This is a genomic window from Herbaspirillum sp. AP02 (assembly GCF_015767275.1).
Classification (GTDB): domain Bacteria; phylum Pseudomonadota; class Gammaproteobacteria; order Burkholderiales; family Burkholderiaceae_D; genus Herbaspirillum.
Genome location: NZ_JADWMY010000001.1, coordinates 694,781 through 712,985, shown reverse-complemented (window position 1 = coordinate 712,985; position 18,205 = coordinate 694,781). Strand labels below are relative to the sequence as shown.

The following is an 18,205-nucleotide window of genomic DNA, read 5'->3' as shown; positions in this document are numbered from 1 at the left end:
TTTTTCAGACTTTTTCATCGGCCTGAAAGCCGCGCCAGTAAAGGATTTCAAGAGTTTCTGCAGGGGAACTGATGAGCATTAGTGCAGTGCAGTAACGAACAAATCCGCCTGGCAATTATTTTGCTTAAAAGACAATAAAAAAAGTGCGAAAAATGGATAAAAAGACAATTTAATTGCAATATTGATATTGCCAATAAAATAATTTTTTGAGGCGAGTCTTTACATTTCTCGTCCAATGAAAAATTGTATGAAAGACAAATGCGTGGGGGCAAAAGCGGTTGCATTTCAGTTAAGTGGCAACGGCGGGGGAAAGTAGGTGTGCAGGGTTGAAAAAAACACCGCCGGCAAGATGCAAGATTCAAGCAGACGCGGGAGCCTCAACCTGCCCGGCGATTTCGCGATGCAAGGCGGGAGAGTGAGACGCGGGGCTGGGAGCGGCCCCGGGATGGAGATGGTAGCCCCGCAAGCACGTGCGGGGCTGAGGGCGTCAGCGGGAGCGTGCGGCTTGCCAGAGGCGCGCCAGCTGTTCACCGCTGTCGTGCAGCAGCCCGGGCGCCTGGGCAATCGCGTCCGGCAGGCTCATCGGCCCGAAACTGATGGAAAAGCACCCGGAAAACCCCGTCTGCAGCTTCTCCAGCGATGTGCGATCGATTCCTCCGGAGAGCAGGGTGGTGGGAACGCCTACGCGGCGTGCACGCTGGCTGGCGATGAAGGGGGCCTTGCCATGCAGCGTCTGGGCATCACTGCGGCCTTCGCCAGTAATAAGCCAGTCGGCACCGGCCAGGGCTTCGTCCAGCCCGATATGGTCGGCGACGGTTTCGGCACCCGAACGGAACTGCGCTCCCAGCATCAGTAGTGCATAGCCGAGGCCGCCAGCGGCACCGGCACCGGGCTGATTGATGGCGTGACGCCCGAGCGCCTGCTCAAGAATGCCGGCGAAATGGTGCAAGGCGTGGTCCAACTGTTCTACCTGGTCCGCTTGAACGCCTTTTTGCGGGCCAAAGACTGCGGTTGCGCCTTCTTCGCCGCACAAGGGATTGTCGACATCGGACATGGCCACGAAATGCGCTTCGCTGATCCGCGGGTCCAGCGCCGATACATCGATACTGACCACCCGATGCAACTGCGCCGGCTGCGGCGGCACCGTCTCGCCAGTGGCATCGCGCAACACCGCGCCCAAGGCTGCCAGCAGTCCGGCGCCGCCATCATTGGTGCTGCTGCCGCCCAGCGCCACCAGAAAGCGGCGTGCGCCACGATCCAGGAGGCTCTTGATCGCGTCCCCCACTCCCAGCGTGGTGCGCAGCTCCACGGGCAGGCTGGTACCTGCCGGATCGGTCAGTCCGACAATGGCAGCCGATTCCACCACTGCGCTGCCATCCCTGAGGATACCCACCGGTGCTGTCACCGCTTGCCCGGCGGCATTGCGGCAGTTGACGGAGAAACGTTCACCTCCGGCATGCATGAGCGCATCAAGCGTACCTTCACCACCGTCGGCGATGGGGCAGAGCCGGATCTCGGCCTCAGGGATGGCGGCCTTGACCCCGGCGCCGATGGCCGCGGCGACCTCTTCCGCCGAGAGGGAGCCTTTGAAGGAATCGGGAGCGATGACGACGACGGGTTGGGGCAGGGAGGAGCGGGTAGGGGTCATGGTGGGGGCGTATGCTCAGGCCGTGCGCATTGCGGCGCTAGGCGTATTGAAAAGGTCTCGTGAAGTCTTGTGCGGCGGACAATTGGGCCCGTCGCTGCTGGTTGTGGCGTGATTATATAAGGAGGGTCTGGTTTGATTATCGCCTCGCTGGTATAGATAGTAGAAACGGAGGCAAAAGTGGGCGCAAGCACGGATATGGTGCCAGGTGATGAATATCTGCTCACATAACCCGTCGGTAAGCTGAAGCGCGTAACAAAAGGTAAGGATGGTGGCCGGGGTGAAACGGCCGGGTGATAGTACGACATTGGCGAAACTGCGCCCAAGGAGTAATGCACATGAAGTCCCCAGTCCATGTCCCTCTCTATCGCGGTCTGCTGCTGGCGGTGTTGCCTGCCACCCTGTTGCTGGGCGGATGTGTGGCTGTGCCTGTCAGTCCATACAATGGCGCTGCGGTCTATCCCGCCCAACCGGTTTACTCCCCTTATTACGCTTATCCGTCCTACCCCGCTTATCCGGCATATAGCTATCCGTCGTCTTCCTTCTATTTCGGCTATAGCAATGGCTGGGGTGGGCGAGGGCGCTGGCGTTGAACTGCCCGGTGAATGCTATATGCCCTTGGCCACTTGATCTGGCGGTGTCCAGAGCAAAACCGGCTAGAATGTTGCCTTCGTTGATAGGTGGGCTTGGCAGGGCTGATGCAGGTTGGGGCGCATGGGGCGTTTCAACCGAAGCGTAATGGCATCGACCGCAGATCAGTCGCCCACTGCTGTCGTCACAAGGTATGAGTTTTATCGTTTCGTCGACCCGACCAGATGTCATCTCCCGCTCCCGGCGCCGCACTGCGCTGGGCGTCGTGTCGTCCGTGCTGGTGCATGCGGCGGTATTCATGTTCGTCCGTGCCAAGCTCAATGAGACGCCACTCAAGCTCGACTCGCCTGGTCGGCCTGATGCACCGTTGCAGGTCAGCTTCATTCGCCCGACGGCGCCGGTGCGGGTAGAACAGCCGGAACCGCCCAAGCCGGCACCTGAGCCCAGGAAGATCCAGCCGACACCCAAGAAACCGGTGGTCAAACCTGCGCCCCGGCATAACGCGTCACCTGCGCGACAGGCCGTGCCACAACGCACGCCGTTGCCGACGACAACGGCGCCAAGCAGTAATACGTCAGCGGCGGCCCCGGCCCCGGCGGAGGACTTCATGACCTTTGCCAATCGCAATCGCCAGCGGCGTGAAGAAGCCGAGCAAGCGGCGGCTCAGGAGAACGCTGCCGCGCGCGCCGCGGAAAACCCTTCCGCCAATGACATCGCGCGCGCCAATATTGCCTTCCAGGACAAGCGTGGGCGCGGCACCAATGGTGTATTCCAGATCATCAGCATGGGGCCGCGGGTTGCTCAATACAGTTTCCGGGGGTGGACCACGGACCAGCGCCGTAGCCAGAACCAGCTGATCGAGGTGGATGCGGGCTTTGGCGGCAATGTTCAACTGGCCGTGGTGGACAACATGATCGCGTTGATCCGTCGCTACTATCAAGGTGATTTCAACTTCGACTCGCAGAAATTGGGCAGGGTGGTGACATTGTCGGCGCGGCCTGAAGACACCAAGGGTTTGCAGAGCTTCTTGCTCAATGAATTCTTCGGTGGACGTTAATCGATCGGGCTAAGCCTGTCGATGAACGGCTCGCCTGCAGGACTTGCGAGGATGGTCTGATGATGCCGGCCCGAAATAATTAAAAATGTTTTTGAGAAACAGTTGAATTAATAGTATTTCATCGCTATAATCTTTGTCTTCAGTCGGGGCGTAGCGCAGCCTGGTAGCGTACTTGCATGGGGTGCAAGGGGTCGAGTGTTCGAATCACTCCGTCCCGACCAATTAATTAGAAGCACAACGCAAGTTGTGTATGTGAACAGCACTGTGATCGGGCGCAAGCCAGATTCCAGTGCTGTTTTGTTTTTTGGAGCGCATTTTCGAGTGCTTCTTCGGAGTTCCCGGTCCCGCCTTGTAAGGGTAAGTAGCGCGATTCCACACCGGTTCGGCGGCGCTGTACGAATTTTGTGATGCTGCGGCGCACACCAAAAGCCAATTTCGAGTAATCTCCTCTTGTTGCTCAATCGCCAATATTTAGATTCCGGTGCGATACGCGCAAGTCCTGACCCTGGTCGATATCTTCGAATGTGAGGTTGCAACCAGTTCGCGTCACCCAAGGTCTCTATCCAATTTGCAGAGCGAATATGCGATGACGAACTCAATTCAAGCAGAGCAAGCCCCACAAGCTCATCGGCGCTATCACGATGTAGACGTCCTTCGGTTTTGTGCGGCGGTCGGTGTCATGCTGCTGCACTATCTGGTACGTGGCTTTGCGCCGGGAGACGATTATTCCCCCGTTTTCTATGGCCACGTCGCTGATTTCGTTAAGTACAACTACCTGGCAGTGAACCTGTTCTTCATGATCTCCGGCTTCGTGATCCTGATGAGTGCAGAAAACGCCACGCCGCGGGCTTTCCTGCGTTCGCGCGTGCTGCGCTTGTATCCCGCTTACTGGTTCTGCTGCACGCTCAGCTTCGTTCTGACCTATCTCTTCATCAACCATATCTTTCATCTCACGCTTCCGCGCTATGTGTTGAACATGACCATGCTCAACGGTTTCTTTGGGATTGGTTTCGTTGATGGCGTCTACTGGACATTGCTGGTCGAGTTGAAATTCTATCTGCTGATTCTCTTCATCTTGTTGATGGGGCAGATGAAGAGGATCGAGTTGATTCTGGCGGCTTGGCTCTTGCTTTCGATCGCACAGATATTCTTGAAAGTCGATGTATTGGAGAAGCATTTCATCACCAATTTCGCGAGCTTCTTCATCGCCGGTTGTCTTTTCTATCGGATTTCCAAACGGGGATTCACGTGGTTTCGATTGCTGTTGTTGTTGCTGACGATTCCCGTGGGCATTCACTATGAGTTACTGGACCTGGTGCGTCGTGCGGCTCATTACACAGGACTTGCCTATCATGGTGAAATGGTCGCTGTCATCTGCTTCGCGTTTTATCTGCTGTTCGTGGTGGTCATCACCCGGCGGTCGACGTCGACCACCTACGCTGGTATCTCCCGCCGGCTAGGCAGTCTTTCCTACCCGATCTATCTGATTCATCTGAATGTGGGACTAGTCCTCTATAATCTGATCGGCAACAAACTGGATAAATGGCTGCTGTTGGCGCTGGTTTCAGCGGCCATGATCGTGCTGGCCTATCTGATCAACCGTTATGTGGAGCGCCCACTGGCAAGTTTCATGGGGCGAAAAATTTCCTCAGGGTCGGCGCAGAGAAGCTCATCAATGGCCTAGGTGTCGCCCTTGCCCAGTTCGGCTTTGTTTACTTTTTCCGCGATTCACTACATGAGGTAGCCGGCTTTTTTTGGGGGGGGGCGCTGGGGTGTCGTTACACAAACACACAATTCCGCGTCCGCTCGCACTCAACCCCATCCGTTATCTGATCACCACTTATAAGTGGCAGCCGGCCAACCCTAGCCGGCACATTCCGCCAAACAAGATCAGGAGCGCAAGCATGAAATCCCTACTATTGATTCCGGCCGTGGCCTTGGTCACGGCCCTGAGCGGCTGCGTGGTCGCACCACCCACCGTGCGGCCTGCCTACGTGGCACAGCCGACCTACGTCGCGCCTCCGGGTGTGGTCTATGTGCAGCCGACCTACGCTTCGCCCGGTCCGGGTTGGGTCTGGGAATATCATTCCTACTACGGCTGGGGCTGGCACCATCCGCACTACGGCTGGCATCGTGGTTGGCGCTGATGGGTACAACAAGAGGCACCTGACGTGAAAACAGCGGCATTTGCCGCTGTTTTTCTGCATGCGTCCGGCGCCAGTGGGCCGGTCAGCATCAGCGCTGTCGTAGTTCCAGCGTCAGGTGCCGCAGCTCATTCACTTCCGCCAGTTTCTGGCGCAACTGCGCTTCCGAGGCCACCATCGCAGTCGATACGCTCACAATTGCCGCCCGCGCAGTCGGGCCGATCCGCCAGACATGCAGGTCGTCGATCTGCACATCCTGTTCTTTCAATACCTGTTCGATACGGGCAGCGACCTGGGCGTCGGTCACGTCCAGCAGCACCGCCGCGCTGGAGCGCATCAGCGTATACGACCAGCGTGCAATCACCACTGCGCCAACCAGGCCCATCAAGGGGTCCAGCCAGTTCCACCCAAGATAGAGGCCGGCCAGCAGGGCGGCAATGGCCAGCACCGAGGTCAGGGCGTCGGCCACCACGTGCAGGTAGGCCGAGCGCAGGTTGTTGTCATGCCCATCGTGGTGGTGGCCATGTCCGTGATCTTCATGATGCGGGTGGTCGTGGTGTTCATGGGCATGTCCATGGTCATGATCTCGCCCGTGATGACCATAATGTCCGTGATGTCCCTCCATCAGCAACCAGGCGCTGGCGATGTTCACGATCAGGCCGACCACCGCAATCGGGATGGCCTGTCCAAAATCGATCACGCTCGGGCTGGCCAGGCGCCACAGGGATTCGCCGCCGATGCCGATGGCAATCACCGCCAGTACCAGCGCGGAGGCGAAGCCGGCCAGGTCGCCGACCTTGCCGGTGCCGAAGCTGAAGCGTCCATCATGGGCATGGCGGCGGGCGAATACATAGGCGCCGGCGGCAATGGCCAGCGCGCCAGTGTGGGTCGCCATGTGAAAGCCGTCGGCCAGCAGTGCCATCGATCCGGTCAGGTAGCCTGCAGCGATTTCGGCCACCATCATCACGGCGGTGAGGGCGACCACCCACAGGGTGCGGCGGGTATTGCGGTCGTGGTTGGCGCCAAGATAGACGTGGTCATGGCGCAAGGGTGAGGTGCTTGGCATGTTGTTTCCTTATTTGGCGTAGCGGCGGATGGCTTCCAGGACTTCTTCCAGTCCCTGCTTACGTTCTTCGTCGGTCAGCCCGGGGCGGGCCACATGTTCACGCGCGTGGGCTTCGATCAACTCATCCATCAGCCCGTGCACCGCCCCGCGGATGGCAGCGGCCAGATGCAGGGTGCGGCCGCACTCGGCATCGCCTTCCAGTGCGCGTTCCAGGGCCTGGACCTGGCCGCCGATGCGTCGCACGCGGTTGAGCAGGGCATCCTTGTCTTGCGTCAGGTGCGCCATATACCATACCCCCCTATCCTATAAAGCCGCCATTATAGGCCGACATGTAGCGGCGTTGTGCAGGGATTTGCATGCAATCCGAGGCTGCAGCAATTCTCATGTCGTGGAAAATACTTGCCCATGTGCAGTTTTATTCAGTTATACGTAAGCTGTGCGCTATAGCCTCGGGACAATGCGGCGTGTTGCGTCATGTTTCGTCCGCAGCCATAACTGCCCCAGGCAGGAATAAAAGAAGCGGGCTACCCGCAAGGAGACATCGATGGCGAAGAACAGAAGTGCTGGTGCTGCTGGAGCGCCCGGCGTGGCGGCGCAAGCGTGGCAGGGGGCCGCGCCCTGGTTGGCCGGGCTGGTGCTCGGTGGCGGTGTGGCGCTGGCGCTGGAGGCGGTGGGGGCAGGGCGCTGGCTCGCGGCACCCCTGGTCAGCTGCGTGGCAGTGCTGCTGGGCATGGTCGGGTTTGCGCTGGTGCGTGGACGCGGTCAGTCGCGTGGCGATGCGCTGGTCGACAAGATCAGTGGCGAAATCGATCACATCATGATCGGTGCTGCTGAAACATCGTTCTTCGTCGATACCATCAAGAACAAGATCAGCAAGGACGTAGGGGCGGCCGATCGCATTGCCGCCAGTGCCGAACAGAACGCTGCTACCACCGAGCAGATCGCCGCCAATGCCGAGCGTGCCTCGGCCATCGCGGCCGAAGTGCGTACCGAGAGCGTCAGCGGCAGGGCTGAAGTCGATCGCGGCCTGCAGCAGATCGGGCAGGCCCGGTCCGATGCCCTGTCCGCGTCGTCGATGATGGCGCAGCTGCAGGAAAAGTCGCGTCGCATCCACGGCATCACCGAGGTCATCAGCGAAATTGCGGCCCGCACCAATCTGCTGGCATTGAATGCCGCCATCGAGGCAGCACGTGCCGGTGAGCAGGGACGCGGATTTGCAGTGGTGGCCGGGGAAGTCCGGCAACTGGCCCAGCGTACCAAGGAGGCCACCGACGATATCGGCGTGATGGTGCGTGCCATTACCGAGGAAGCCGAGCGGGCAGCCTCGGGCATGAATTCGCTGAGCAGCCGGGTGCTGGAGGCGGCGCAGAACGTGGAAAAGGTGCATACGCTGCTCAACAGCATCGAGCGTTCTTCCAGCCAGTCGCAGGAGCAGATCGAGGAAATTGCCGTAGCTTCGCGCGAACATGTCCAGACGACCCAGGAAATCGCCGAGGCCATCACCGACATCCGCAACGGCATGCTGCAGACCGATGGCGAGCTGCCCCGCGTGGCGGCGTCTGCGATGCTGCTGTCGGAGCGGGCTGAGGCGGTCTTCGAGGCCATCGTCGATGGCGGCGCACGCAGTGGGCATGATGAGATCCGCGTGGCCGCTGCCGAATCCGCGCAGGCGATCGGGAGCTTGTTCGAGAAGGCGATCCGGGCCGGCCAGATTTCCGAGGCGGCGCTGTTCGATCGCAGCTACAAGCCTATTCCCAATACCTCGCCGCAAAAGCACTCCAGCCAGTTCGACGGCTTTACCGACCGCGTGCTGCCGGCCTTGCAGGAGGCGCTGCTGGAGCGTATGCCGCAACTGGCCTATGCCGGGGCGGTGGACAACAATGGCTACTTCCCCACCCACAACAAGAAGTTTTCCCAGCCACTGACCGGCGACTATGATGTCGACCTGGTCAACAACCGCACCAAGCGCATCTTCAGTGACCGCACCGGCAAGCGTTGCGGTGCCAATACCAAGGCTTTCCTGCTGCAGACCTACAAGCGTGATACCGGCGAGGTGATGCACGACCTGTCGGTGCCGATCTACGTCAATGGCAAGCACTGGGGCGGCTTCCGGGTGGGCTACCGGTCCAGTCATGCGGCGCCTGCTGTAGTGCCGGCGACCACGACCGCCACCTTGGCCTCGTCGGGCTCGGTGCGGGCCCCGGCCACCCCGCGCGGGGCAAGGCCGGTGAGGATTTCCAAGGTTTGAGAAGGCTATGCACGCCGGCATCGGATTGACTTGCCGCAATAGGGGGGTAAAACCGTTTCATTTCCGAGGCTGATTCGCTTGACCCCGTCCGGCGCCTGATAGATTATTCGACGAGGGGACGCTCGCCCGCACGGGACGGGCGATAGATAGCAAGTGGCCGGCCTGCGAGCGGGCTGCGCCAGGGAAGGAAAGACAGTGAAGCCTACGGTGCCAAGCAAGGGCGAATCATCCGGCAAGGAGTTCGATTTCAACAGCCGTGATTTCGAGCGCGTGCGTGGCCTGATCTACCAGCGGGCGGGCATCGCCCTGGCCGACAGCAAGCAGGAAATGGTTTACAGCCGCCTGGCGCGACGCCTTCGCGCGACCGGCATCACTTCCTTTCAGCAGTATCTCGACCTGCTCGAGCGCACCCACGACTCGGACGAGTGGGAAGCCTTCACCAACGCCCTGACCACCAACCTGACCTCGTTCTTCCGCGAGGCACACCATTTCCCCATCCTGGCGGACTTTCTCAAGACCCTGAAGGAACCGGCCACCATCTGGTGCTCGGCGGCTTCCACTGGGGAAGAGCCCTATACCATCGCCATGACCGCCTGCGAGGCCTATGGCTCGATGACGCCGCCGGTGCAGATCGTGGCCACCGACATCGATACCAACGTGCTGGCCACCGGCGCCAATGGGGTCTATCCCATGGAGCGCATCGAGAAGATGTCGCCCGAGCGGGTCAAGAAGTTCTTCCTGCGTGGCAAGGGTAACCATGAGGGCTACGTGCGCGTGCGCCCGGAGCTGCGCAAGCTGATCACGTTCAAGCAACTGAACCTGCTGGGCGACGGCTGGCCCATCAGCGGTCAGTTCGATGTGATCTTCTGCCGCAACGTGATGATCTATTTCGATAAACCTACGCAGAGCAAGATCCTCTCCCGATTCGTTCCATTGATGAAGCCTCATGCCTTGCTGTTCGCCGGCCATTCGGAGAACTTCCTGTATGTCTCCGATGCGCTCAAGCTCAAAGGCAAGACGGTCTATGAACTCAACGCGACGCAGCGTGGCACAAGGACCAAGCCATGAGCCAGGCTTCCGAGCAGATTGCCACCAATCTCTACTACGACCGCACCTTCGATTGCGACGCTGCCAAGATCCTCCCGGGTGAGTACTACTTCACCAGCAAGGACATGATGATCGTCACCGTGCTGGGTTCCTGTGTCTCGGCCTGTATCCGCGACCGCGTCTCTGGCATCGGCGGGATGAACCATTTCATGTTGCCCGACGGTGGTGGCGACGATGGCAGTCCGATCTCGGCTTCGGCCCGCTATGGTACGTACGCCATGGAAGTGCTGATCAACGAAGTGCTCAAGTCCGGTGCCCGGCGTGAGAATCTGGAGGCCAAGGTGTTCGGCGGCGGCAATGTGCTGCGCGGCTTTTCGGCCATCAATGTGGGCGAGCGCAATGCCGAATTCGTGCGGCGCTACCTGAAGGCGGAAAACATCCGCGTGGTGGCAGAGGACCTGAACGATATCTATCCCCGCAAGGTGTATTTCTTCCCCCGCACCGGCAAGGTGCTGGTGAAAAAGCTGAAGCAGATGCACAACAACACCCTGGTGGATCGCGAAAAAGCCTACGCCAGCAAGCTGGTCACCAAGCCGGTGGGTGGCGAGGTGGATCTGTTCTGATGAAGATGATGAAGCCGCAGGGCAATACTGAAATTTGAGTGATTGAGTGATGAAAATAAAAGTTCTTATCGTCGACGACTCCGCACTGATCCGCAGTGTCATGCGCGAAATCATCGGCAGCCAGCCCGACATGGAAGTGGTGGGCGTGGCGCCCGACCCGATCATTGCGCGTGAGCTGATCAAGCAGACCAATCCGGACGTGCTGACGCTGGATGTGGAAATGCCGCGCATGGACGGCCTGGATTTCCTGGAAAAGCTGATGCGTCTGCGCCCCATGCCGGTGGTGATGGTGTCTTCGCTGACTGAACGGGGTTCCGAAATCACCCTGCGGGCACTGGAGCTGGGTGCCATCGATTTCGTGACCAAGCCCAAGATCTCCATCCAGAGCGGCATGCAGGAGTATGCCGACATGATCGCCGACAAGATCCGCGCCGCTGCCAAGGCGCGCGTGCGCGCCCGCCCGTCGCGTGCAGCCGAGCAGGCCGCTACGCCCGGAGAAGTCTTGCCGCAGATCCGCAACCCGCTCACCAGTAGCGAAAAGCTCATCATCATCGGTGCCTCCACCGGAGGCACCGAGGCGATCAAGGAGTTCCTGATCCGCATGCCTTCGGACTGCCCTGGCATCCTGATCACCCAGCACATGCCGGAAGGTTTTACACGTTCCTTCGCCCAGCGCCTGAACAATCTGTGCAAGATTTCGGTGGTGGAATCGGCCGGCAACGAACGCGTCCTTCCGGGCCACGCCTACATCGCGCCCGGCCATTCCCACCTGAAGCTGGTGCGCAGCGGCGCCAACTATATGACCCAGCTCGACCAGGGGCCGCCAGTGAACCGCCATCGCCCCTCCGTGGATGTGCTGTTCCAGTCCGCCGCAACCTGTGCCGGCAAGAACGCAGTGGGCGTGATCCTGACCGGGATGGGCAAGGACGGCGCCCAGGGCATGCTGGAAATGCGCAATGCCGGCGCCTACAACTTCGCCCAGGATGAGGCCTCCTGCGTGGTCTTCGGCATGCCTCGCGAAGCCATCGCCATTGGTGCGGCGCATGAGGTTCTTTCACTGCAGACCATGCCGGGCCGGGTGCTGGCGTGGCTGGCAGAACACGGAAGCCGTGCCCTGCGGGTGTGAAGCGGCACCAAGCGCTTATTGTTCTGCCAAATTTGTACTTGCTGCACTACAATGCGTTGCATATGAGAGGCAGCATGAAGTTTCATCTCATGCTGGGAATATAAGAAGGTATCGGCTCAAGTCAGCGAAGGCACTTGCCGTTATCCAAGAATTCAATTGTTCAGATGGAGTCTTAGCATGTCGGGTCCCAATACCAAGTTCTTAGTCGTCGACGATTTCTCGACCATGCGCCGCATCGTGCGCAACCTGCTCAAGGAATTGGGCTACACCAACGTGGACGAGGCTGAAGACGGCGTGCAGGCGCTGCAAAAGCTGCGCAGCGACCAGTTCGACTTCGTCGTCTCCGACTGGAACATGCCCAACATGGACGGCCTGACCATGCTGCAGGAAATCCGCAAGGACCCGGCCCTGTCCAAGCTGCCGGTGCTGATGGTCACTGCCGAAGCGAAGAAGGAAAACATCGTCGCGGCCGCCCAGGCTGGTGCCAACGGCTACGTGGTCAAGCCTTTCACCGCGGCGACGCTGGATGAAAAGCTGGCCAAGATCTTCGAAAAGATGGCCGCAGGTGGCTGACGTGGAAGGCGGCCTCAATCCCGCTCGTACCGCATCCGCCGAGGGTGCTGCAGCCAGCGAAGAGGTATTGGTCCGTATCGGCCACATGACGCGCAACCTGCATGACAGCTTGCGCGGACTGGGCTTCGACCGGCTGCTGGAACGGGCCGCCAGCGACATGCCCGATGCGCGTGACCGCCTGGAATACGTGGCCCGCATGACCGAGCAGGCCGCCCAGCGGGTGCTCAATGCCACCGAACTGGCCAGCCCGCTGCAGGAGCGTATCCACGACGGAGCCGGCGAGTTGCAGGCACAGTGGGCAGCAGCGGCTGCTGGCACTTTCTCGGAAGCCCAGTACCGCGAGCTAGGGGCCCGCACGTCGGCCTTCCTCGCGCAGGCTGGCGAAGACAGCAGCGTCACCAAGCAGCAACTGCTGGACATCATGATGGCGCAGGATTTCCAGGATCTGACGGGCCAGGTCATCAAGCGTGTCACCAAGCTGGCACACGATCTGGAGTCGCAACTGGTGCAGTTGCTGGTGGATTACTCACCCTCGGAAACCAAGCGCGAAGACACCGGCCTGCTCAATGGTCCCCAGATCGACCCGGTCGGCAAGGATGTCATTGCCAACCAGGGGCAGGTCGACGATCTGCTGGAGAGCCTGGGCTTCTGATTCGGCGTGCCTCTCAATCCAAGGCCTTGCATGTTGTCTGATGGGCAACATGCAAGGCCTTCGTCTTTGTTGCTCGTTCTATATGTCGTGGAAATGCCACGCATCACATTTAACAAGTAAATCCGAATGTGCCCTATGTCGTCTGTGCAGGAACGAGCATGCGGCACACGGCTTTCGATACGCCTCGTTCTGTCCAAGGCAGAGCCCGGGGCTTTTGCCTAGTCCGAAATGGGGGACGTTTTCGCCCCTATTCCGATGATGATGGCAGGGTCCCGTCGCGAATAATCCTAGCCTATTGTTCCAGAACTCATTTCATCAATAGGCGTGAGATGCGTTCTGCCCAGAAAGGGCCCTGGCAAGGCGCGCGACGCGTCGTGTGGCGGTGCCACACGCAAGGAGTGCAACGCGGCCAGCGCCCTTTCTGGGTAGAACCCACAGGGAGCGGCCCGTTTGGGCGAATTGCTGTGTTACGAATCTGGGTCAAGACGCCCAGTCTTGACCCAGATTCGCGCCTTGCACTTCATCCCAAACGGGACCCGCTCGCACTCACGCCTATTGATCAAATGAGTTCTCGAAATCCGTCCAGCGCACGCGACGCCGGGGGGCAAGCAGTTTTGCAGGGGGATACGGCGGATGGCCGAAGACAGCGATATGGAGCGGACAGAACCCGCCACGAGTAAACGCATTGAGCGTGCTCGTGAGCAGGGTGATGTGCCGCGCTCGCGCGAACTGGCCACCTGCCTGATGCTGCTGGTCGGCGGGAGTTGCGTCTGGGCCTTCAGCGGTCCGGTGGTGACCAGCCTGGACCGCATCATGGTGGCTACCTTGAGCATGGAGCGCGCCGCCGCCTTCGATCCGGTGGTGCTCTTCAATATGCTCAGCGCGCATCTGATGGATGTTGCCGTTGCCATGATCCCCATCGCCTTCATGATGACCCTGGCCGCCATGGCCGCGCCGCTGATGCTGGGTGGCTGGCTGTTCAACGTCGAATCGCTGGCGCCCAAGTTCAGCAAGCTCAATCCCATCAGCGGTGTTGGCAACATGTTCTCGGTCAATTCCCTGGTCGAGCTGGGCAAGGCCGTGCTCAAGACCTTGCTGGTGGGGACCGTGGCCTGGTTGGCCATCCGCAGCCAGATCGACGCCGTCCTCGGGCTGGGCGTGGAATCGCTCAAGACGGCGGGCGCCCATTCGGCGTATCTGCTGTGGGTGAGCTTCATCACCATCGTCTCTGCGCTGATCCTCATTGCCATGCTGGACGTCCCTTACCAGATCTGGAACTACGGCCGCAAGCTGCGCATGACGCGCGAAGAGGTCAAGCAGGAGCACAAGGAATCCGAAGGTGACCCGCACGTCAAGGGCAAGATCCGGGCAATGCAGCGTGCCATGGCGCGTCGCCGCATGATGGCCGAGGTGCCGACCGCCGACGTGGTGGTGACCAACCCGACCCACTATGCGGTCGCGCTGAAATACTCCGAAGGCAAGATGGGTGCGCCCAAAGTGGTGGCCAAGGGCGCCGACGACATTGCCGCCAAGATCCGCGAACTGGCACGCGAACACAAGGTGCCGCTGCTGGAAGCACCGCCCCTGGCGCGTGCCTTGCACACCCATACCGAGATCGGCGACGAAATTCCCGAGGCACTCTATACCGCCGTGGCCGAAGTATTGGCCTACGTGTTCCAGTTGCGCACCTTTGGCAAGTTCGGTGGCGATCGTCCGGTGGAACCCACCGACCTGGCCGTGCCCAAGGATCTCGATCCGGCTACCGCTCCCCCGAAAACACGCGGCCCCAAGAATAGAAGCAGGCAGTAACGATGGCGACCAAACTCAATACGATGAAAATCCCGGCCTGGGTGCCGATCAAGAATTCCAAGGCTCTGGCAGCCCCGATCCTGATCGTCATGATGCTGGCGATGATGGTGCTGCCGCTGCCGGCCTTCATGCTGGACCTGCTGTTCAGCTTCAATATTTCGCTCTCGGTGATTGTGCTGATGACGGCGCTCTATACCGTCAAGCCGCTGGACTTCATCGCCTTCCCGGCGGTGCTGCTGGTGTCGACCATGCTGCGCCTGTCACTGAACGTGGCCTCGACCCGGATCGTGCTGACCGAGGGGCATACTGGCCCGGACGCGGCCGGCAAGGTGATCGAAGCCTTCGGTCACTTCCTGATCGGCGGCAACTACACGGTCGGTATCGTGGTGTTCGTGATCCTGACCATCATCAACTTCATGGTGGTGACCAAGGGTGCCGGCCGTATCGCCGAAGTGGGCGCGCGCTTCACCCTGGATGCGATGCCCGGCAAGCAGATGGCGATCGATGCCGACCTCAACGCCGGTCTGATCGGCGAGCCCGAGGCCCGCGCCCGCCGCAAGGAAGTGGCGCAGGAGTCCGAGTTCTACGGCGCCATGGACGGTGCCTCCAAGTATGTACGCGGCGACGCCATCGCCGGCATCATCGTGACGGTGGTCAACATCGTCGGTGGGCTGGTGGTGGGGATGGTCCAGCACGACCTGGCCTTCGACGCCGCGCTGAAGAACTACACACTGTTGGCCATCGGTGACGGCCTGGTGGCGCAGATTCCCTCGCTGATCATCTCGACGGCCGCCGGTGTGGTGGTCTCGCGCGTGGCCAACGACCAGGACGTGGGTGGCCAACTGATCAACCAGCTCTTCGCCAAGCCCGAAGTGCTCTATATCACCGCCGTGATCATCGGCGGCATGGGCCTGATCCCGGGCATGCCGCACATCGCCTTCCTGTTGCTGGCCGCTGCCATGGGGGGGGGTGCCTATGCCATCAGCAAGCGCGTCGAAAAAACCAAGGCCGAGAGCGCTGCCGCCACGCCGCAAACGGCTGCCGCCGCCGCCGCGCCTGCCGAAGGCGAAGAGGCCAGCTGGAACGACGTCATGCCAGTCGACACCCTGGGTCTGGAAGTGGGCTACCGCCTCATTCCGCTGGTGGACAAGGGGCAGGGCGGCGAACTGCTCAAGCGCATCAAGGGTATCCGCAAGAAGTTTGCCCAGGAGGTCGGCTTCCTGTCGCCGCCCATCCATATCCGCGACAACCTGGAATTGAAACCCTCGGCCTACCGTATTACCCTCAAAGGAGTGGAAGTGGGCAATGGCGAGGCACATGCCGGCCAGTACCTGGCGATCAATCCGGGCATGGTGACCGGCCCCTTGCCGGGCATGATGACCTCCGATCCGGCCTTCGGCCTGCCGGCGGTCTGGATCGACAACAGCCTGCGCGAACAGGCCTCGACCATGGGCTATACCGTGGTCGACGCCGGTACCGTGGTCGCCACCCACCTGAACCATCTGATCACCACCCATGCGGCCGAGCTGCTGGGCCGCCAGGAAGTGCAGAGCCTGCTGGATCACCTGGCCAAGGAAGCGCCCAAGCTGGTGGAGGACCTGGTGCCCAAGATGTTGCCGTTGGGTACCTTGCAGAAAGTGTTGCAGAACCTGCTCACCGAAGGCGTGCACATTCGCGACATGCGCACTATCATCGAAACCTTGGCCGAGCATGCCGCGCGCATCCAGGACCCGACCGATCTCACGGCCATCGTCCGCATTGCGCTGGGTCGGGCCATCGTGCAGCAGATCTTCCCGGGCGAGAGCGAGTTGCCGGTCATGGCACTGGACTCCAAGCTCGAACGCCTGCTCATGCAGGCGCTGCAAGCCAGCGGCGACACCGGCGGCATCGAGCCGGGTCTGGCCGATTCGCTGGTGCAGCAGACCGAAATGGCGGCGCAGCGCCAGGAGCAACTGGGGTATTCGCCGGTGCTGTTGGTGGGAGCACCGCTGCGTACCTTGATGGCGCGTTTCCTGCGTCGGGCCATGCCGCAGTTGCGCGTGTTGTCGCACGCTGAAGTACCAGAGTCGAAAACGATTAAAGTTACCAGCCTAGTTGGAGGGCAAGCATGAACGTCAAGAAATTTATCGCCAACTCTTCTCGCGAGGCCTGGCGTCAGGTTCGCGAGGCGCTTGGTCCGGATGCCGTCATTCTCTCCAACCGCAATATTCCCGACGGGGTGGAGATCCTGGCCATGGCCAACGAGGACATGACCACCCTGGTGGCGCCCACTGGCGCTCGCGAAGGTGGTGCCCGGGTGCAGGCAGCTTCGCTGCAGCAGCAATCCGGCCTGCCGCCGGCGCAGCAGCCCAAGCGCCCGGCATTGCTGTCCTCGCCGCTGGCGCAGCAGCAGCCGGCGCGCGCCACGCGTGTCGAGCAGGCTCCCCTGCTGGATCAGCCAGCACAAGGCCGGGCGCCCGCTCGCGCAGCAGAAGCCGCACCCAACTCGGACGCCCGGGTCTGGCGCAGCCGCCGTGCCGGCAGTGCCGCCGCCCAGCCGCCTGCGGCCGAGGCCGGCGATGCTGCCGACCAGGATCAACGTCCGCGTTCGGCGCTGCCTGAGTTCGATGGCAAGGACTACGACGAGATCCTGTCCGAAGTCATGAGCGAGATCCGCTCCATGCGCGGCGTGCTGGAAACCCAGCTGGCCGAGATTTCCTGGGGTGGCGCGCAAAAGCGCGAGCCGCTCAAGGGCATCGTCCTGAAGGAAATGCTGGCCGCCGGCTTCTCGGCCAGCCTGTCGCGCCTGATCACCGAAAACCTGCCATCCACCTCCAAGTCCCAGGACATCATGTTCTGGGTCAAGTCGGTACTGGCGCGCAATCTCAATACCCTGGCCAACGAGAACGAACTGCTGGAAAACGGCGGCGTCTTCGCCCTGGTCGGCCCCACCGGCGTGGGCAAGACCACCACCACCGCCAAACTGGCGGCGCGCTGCGTGATGCGCCATGGTTCAGGCAAGCTGGCCTTGATCACCACCGACGGTTACCGTATCGGCGGCTACGAACAGCTGCGCATCTACGGCAAGATCCTGGGCGTGATGGTGCACTCGGTCAAGGATGAGGCCGACCTGCGCATCGCCCTGGAAGAACTCAAGGGCAAGCACACCGTGCTCATCGATACCGCAGGGGTGGGGCAGCGCGACCAGATGGTGGCCGAGCAGGACGCCATGTTGGCCGGCGCCGGCGTGGACATCAAACGCCTGCTGTGCCTGAACGCCACTGCCACCGGCGGCACCCTCAACGAAGTGGTGCATGCCTACTCCAGTTCCGGGCTGGCCGGCTGCATCATCACCAAGCTCGACGAGGCCGCTACCATCGGCAACGTGCTCGACGTGGTGATCCGCCACAAGCTCAACCTGCACTACGTGGCCAATGGCCAGCGTGTGCCCGAAGACCTGCACGTGGCCAACAAGCTTTACCTCGCCGACCGCGCTTTCAAGCAGAAACGCGAGACCGCCCCTTTTGAATTCCAGGAAGGCGAGCTGCCCGGCGTGATCGGCCCCACCGCGATGTCCATGAACGACAAAGGTTTGCGTGAGGTGAGCTTTGGCTAGTTACGATATCGACCAGGCGGCCGGACTGC

Annotated in this window: 16 protein-coding genes and 1 tRNA gene; 14 read left to right on the top strand and 3 right to left on the bottom strand. The window is 60.9% G+C overall.

The annotated features are described in order from the left end of the window. Positions 1 to 487: 487 nt before the first annotated feature. Entirely contained in the window at positions 488 to 1,648 is a 1,161-nt protein-coding gene (locus I5R65_RS03155; protein ID WP_180668768.1) for a glycerate kinase, read from the bottom strand. 335 nt (positions 1,649 to 1,983) lie between these two features. Here I5R65_RS03155 and I5R65_RS03150 point away from each other — a divergent pair, with 335 nt between their 5' ends. The 5 genes from I5R65_RS03150 (at position 1,984) to I5R65_RS03130 (ending at position 5,440) form a co-directional block, all read left to right on the top strand. Continuing rightward, positions 1,984 to 2,238 (top strand): hypothetical protein, encoded by a 255-nt coding sequence (locus I5R65_RS03150; RefSeq protein WP_180668767.1) that lies wholly within the window; start codon positions 1,984 to 1,986, stop codon positions 2,236 to 2,238. 191 nt (positions 2,239 to 2,429) lie between these two features. Continuing rightward, positions 2,430 to 3,293 (top strand): hypothetical protein, encoded by an 864-nt coding sequence (locus tag I5R65_RS03145; protein ID WP_219341831.1) that lies wholly within the window; start codon positions 2,430 to 2,432, stop codon positions 3,291 to 3,293. 144 nt (positions 3,294 to 3,437) lie between these two features. After that, positions 3,438 to 3,514, top strand: a tRNA-Pro gene (locus I5R65_RS03140). A gap of 365 nt (positions 3,515 to 3,879) precedes the next feature. After that, complete coding sequence (locus I5R65_RS03135; RefSeq protein WP_180668766.1) at positions 3,880 to 4,977, top strand: acyltransferase; 1,098 nt, start codon at positions 3,880 to 3,882, stop codon at positions 4,975 to 4,977. 220 nt (positions 4,978 to 5,197) lie between these two features. Next, entirely contained in the window at positions 5,198 to 5,440 is a 243-nt protein-coding gene (locus I5R65_RS03130; protein WP_180668765.1) for a hypothetical protein, read from the top strand. Between the two features lie 88 nt (positions 5,441 to 5,528). Here I5R65_RS03130 and dmeF read toward each other — a convergent pair whose 3' ends face one another. Further along, a complete protein-coding gene (gene dmeF / locus I5R65_RS03125) occupies positions 5,529 to 6,503 on the bottom strand; it encodes a CDF family Co(II)/Ni(II) efflux transporter DmeF (RefSeq protein ID WP_180668764.1) in 975 nt (324 codons plus the stop codon). Between the two features lie 9 nt (positions 6,504 to 6,512). After that, a complete protein-coding gene (locus I5R65_RS03120; RefSeq protein WP_102662989.1) occupies positions 6,513 to 6,788 on the bottom strand; it encodes a metal/formaldehyde-sensitive transcriptional repressor in 276 nt (91 codons plus the stop codon). Between the two features lie 259 nt (positions 6,789 to 7,047). Between I5R65_RS03120 and I5R65_RS03115 the strand changes: the two genes are divergently transcribed. The 9 genes from I5R65_RS03115 to flhF all read left to right on the top strand — a co-directional run bounded on the left by I5R65_RS03115 (position 7,048) and on the right by flhF (position 18,176). Further along, positions 7,048 to 8,751 carry a methyl-accepting chemotaxis protein gene (locus tag I5R65_RS03115; protein ID WP_180668763.1) on the top strand — a complete coding sequence of 568 codons (1,704 nt, stop codon included), beginning with the start codon at positions 7,048 to 7,050 and terminating at the stop codon, positions 8,749 to 8,751. A 195-nt stretch (positions 8,752 to 8,946) separates the two neighbouring features. Then, on the top strand, positions 8,947 to 9,819 hold the full coding sequence (locus I5R65_RS03110) for a CheR family methyltransferase (protein ID WP_180668762.1): 873 nt from the start codon (positions 8,947 to 8,949) through the stop codon (positions 9,817 to 9,819). Then, positions 9,816 to 10,421: a chemoreceptor glutamine deamidase CheD gene (gene cheD / locus I5R65_RS03105; RefSeq protein ID WP_180668761.1), complete on the top strand. Its 606-nt coding sequence runs from the start codon at positions 9,816 to 9,818 to the stop codon at positions 10,419 to 10,421. Before I5R65_RS03110 ends, cheD begins: the two co-directional genes overlap by 4 nt. 49 nt (positions 10,422 to 10,470) lie before the next feature. Further along, positions 10,471 to 11,547: a chemotaxis response regulator protein-glutamate methylesterase gene (locus tag I5R65_RS03100; protein ID WP_196872124.1), complete on the top strand. Its 1,077-nt coding sequence runs from the start codon at positions 10,471 to 10,473 to the stop codon at positions 11,545 to 11,547. Between the two features lie 177 nt (positions 11,548 to 11,724). Continuing rightward, entirely contained in the window at positions 11,725 to 12,120 is a 396-nt protein-coding gene (gene cheY / locus I5R65_RS03095) for a chemotaxis response regulator CheY (protein WP_180668759.1), read from the top strand. Then, positions 12,074 to 12,772, top strand: coding sequence for a protein phosphatase CheZ (gene cheZ, locus I5R65_RS03090; protein WP_219341830.1), 699 nt, complete (start codon positions 12,074 to 12,076; stop codon positions 12,770 to 12,772). Before cheY ends, cheZ begins: the two co-directional genes overlap by 47 nt. Before the next feature lie 633 nt (positions 12,773 to 13,405). Next, complete coding sequence (flhB, locus tag I5R65_RS03085; protein WP_180668757.1) at positions 13,406 to 14,581, top strand: flagellar biosynthesis protein FlhB; 1,176 nt, start codon at positions 13,406 to 13,408, stop codon at positions 14,579 to 14,581. Between the two features lie 2 nt (positions 14,582 to 14,583). After that, complete coding sequence (gene flhA, locus I5R65_RS03080; RefSeq protein ID WP_180668756.1) at positions 14,584 to 16,692, top strand: flagellar biosynthesis protein FlhA; 2,109 nt, start codon at positions 14,584 to 14,586, stop codon at positions 16,690 to 16,692. Then, positions 16,689 to 18,176 carry a flagellar biosynthesis protein FlhF gene (flhF, locus tag I5R65_RS03075; protein WP_180668755.1) on the top strand — a complete coding sequence of 496 codons (1,488 nt, stop codon included), beginning with the start codon at positions 16,689 to 16,691 and terminating at the stop codon, positions 18,174 to 18,176. Before flhA ends, flhF begins: the two co-directional genes overlap by 4 nt. The last annotated feature ends 29 nt before the right edge of the window (positions 18,177 to 18,205 follow it).

Excerpts from the sequence above, each read along its gene's own strand:
- I5R65_RS03155 (WP_180668768.1), bottom strand. The coding sequence starts at position 1,648 with ATGACCCCTACCCGCTCCTCCCTGCCCCAACCCGTCGTCGTCATCGCT.
- I5R65_RS03150 (WP_180668767.1), top strand. The coding sequence starts at position 1,984 with ATGAAGTCCCCAGTCCATGTCCCTCTCTATCGCGGTCTGCTGCTGGCG.
- I5R65_RS03145 (WP_219341831.1), top strand. The coding sequence starts at position 2,430 with ATGAGTTTTATCGTTTCGTCGACCCGACCAGATGTCATCTCCCGCTCC.
- I5R65_RS03135 (WP_180668766.1), top strand. The coding sequence starts at position 3,880 with ATGACGAACTCAATTCAAGCAGAGCAAGCCCCACAAGCTCATCGGCGC.
- I5R65_RS03130 (WP_180668765.1), top strand. The coding sequence starts at position 5,198 with ATGAAATCCCTACTATTGATTCCGGCCGTGGCCTTGGTCACGGCCCTG.
- dmeF (WP_180668764.1), bottom strand. The coding sequence starts at position 6,503 with ATGCCAAGCACCTCACCCTTGCGCCATGACCACGTCTATCTTGGCGCC.
- I5R65_RS03120 (WP_102662989.1), bottom strand. The coding sequence starts at position 6,788 with ATGGCGCACCTGACGCAAGACAAGGATGCCCTGCTCAACCGCGTGCGA.
- I5R65_RS03115 (WP_180668763.1), top strand. The coding sequence starts at position 7,048 with ATGGCGAAGAACAGAAGTGCTGGTGCTGCTGGAGCGCCCGGCGTGGCG.
- cheD (WP_180668761.1), top strand. The coding sequence starts at position 9,816 with ATGAGCCAGGCTTCCGAGCAGATTGCCACCAATCTCTACTACGACCGC.
- I5R65_RS03100 (WP_196872124.1), top strand. The coding sequence starts at position 10,471 with ATGAAAATAAAAGTTCTTATCGTCGACGACTCCGCACTGATCCGCAGT.
- cheY (WP_180668759.1), top strand. The coding sequence starts at position 11,725 with ATGTCGGGTCCCAATACCAAGTTCTTAGTCGTCGACGATTTCTCGACC.
- cheZ (WP_219341830.1), top strand. The coding sequence starts at position 12,074 with ATGAAAAGCTGGCCAAGATCTTCGAAAAGATGGCCGCAGGTGGCTGAC.
- flhB (WP_180668757.1), top strand. The coding sequence starts at position 13,406 with ATGGCCGAAGACAGCGATATGGAGCGGACAGAACCCGCCACGAGTAAA.
- flhA (WP_180668756.1), top strand. The coding sequence starts at position 14,584 with ATGGCGACCAAACTCAATACGATGAAAATCCCGGCCTGGGTGCCGATC.
- flhF (WP_180668755.1), top strand. The coding sequence starts at position 16,689 with ATGAACGTCAAGAAATTTATCGCCAACTCTTCTCGCGAGGCCTGGCGT.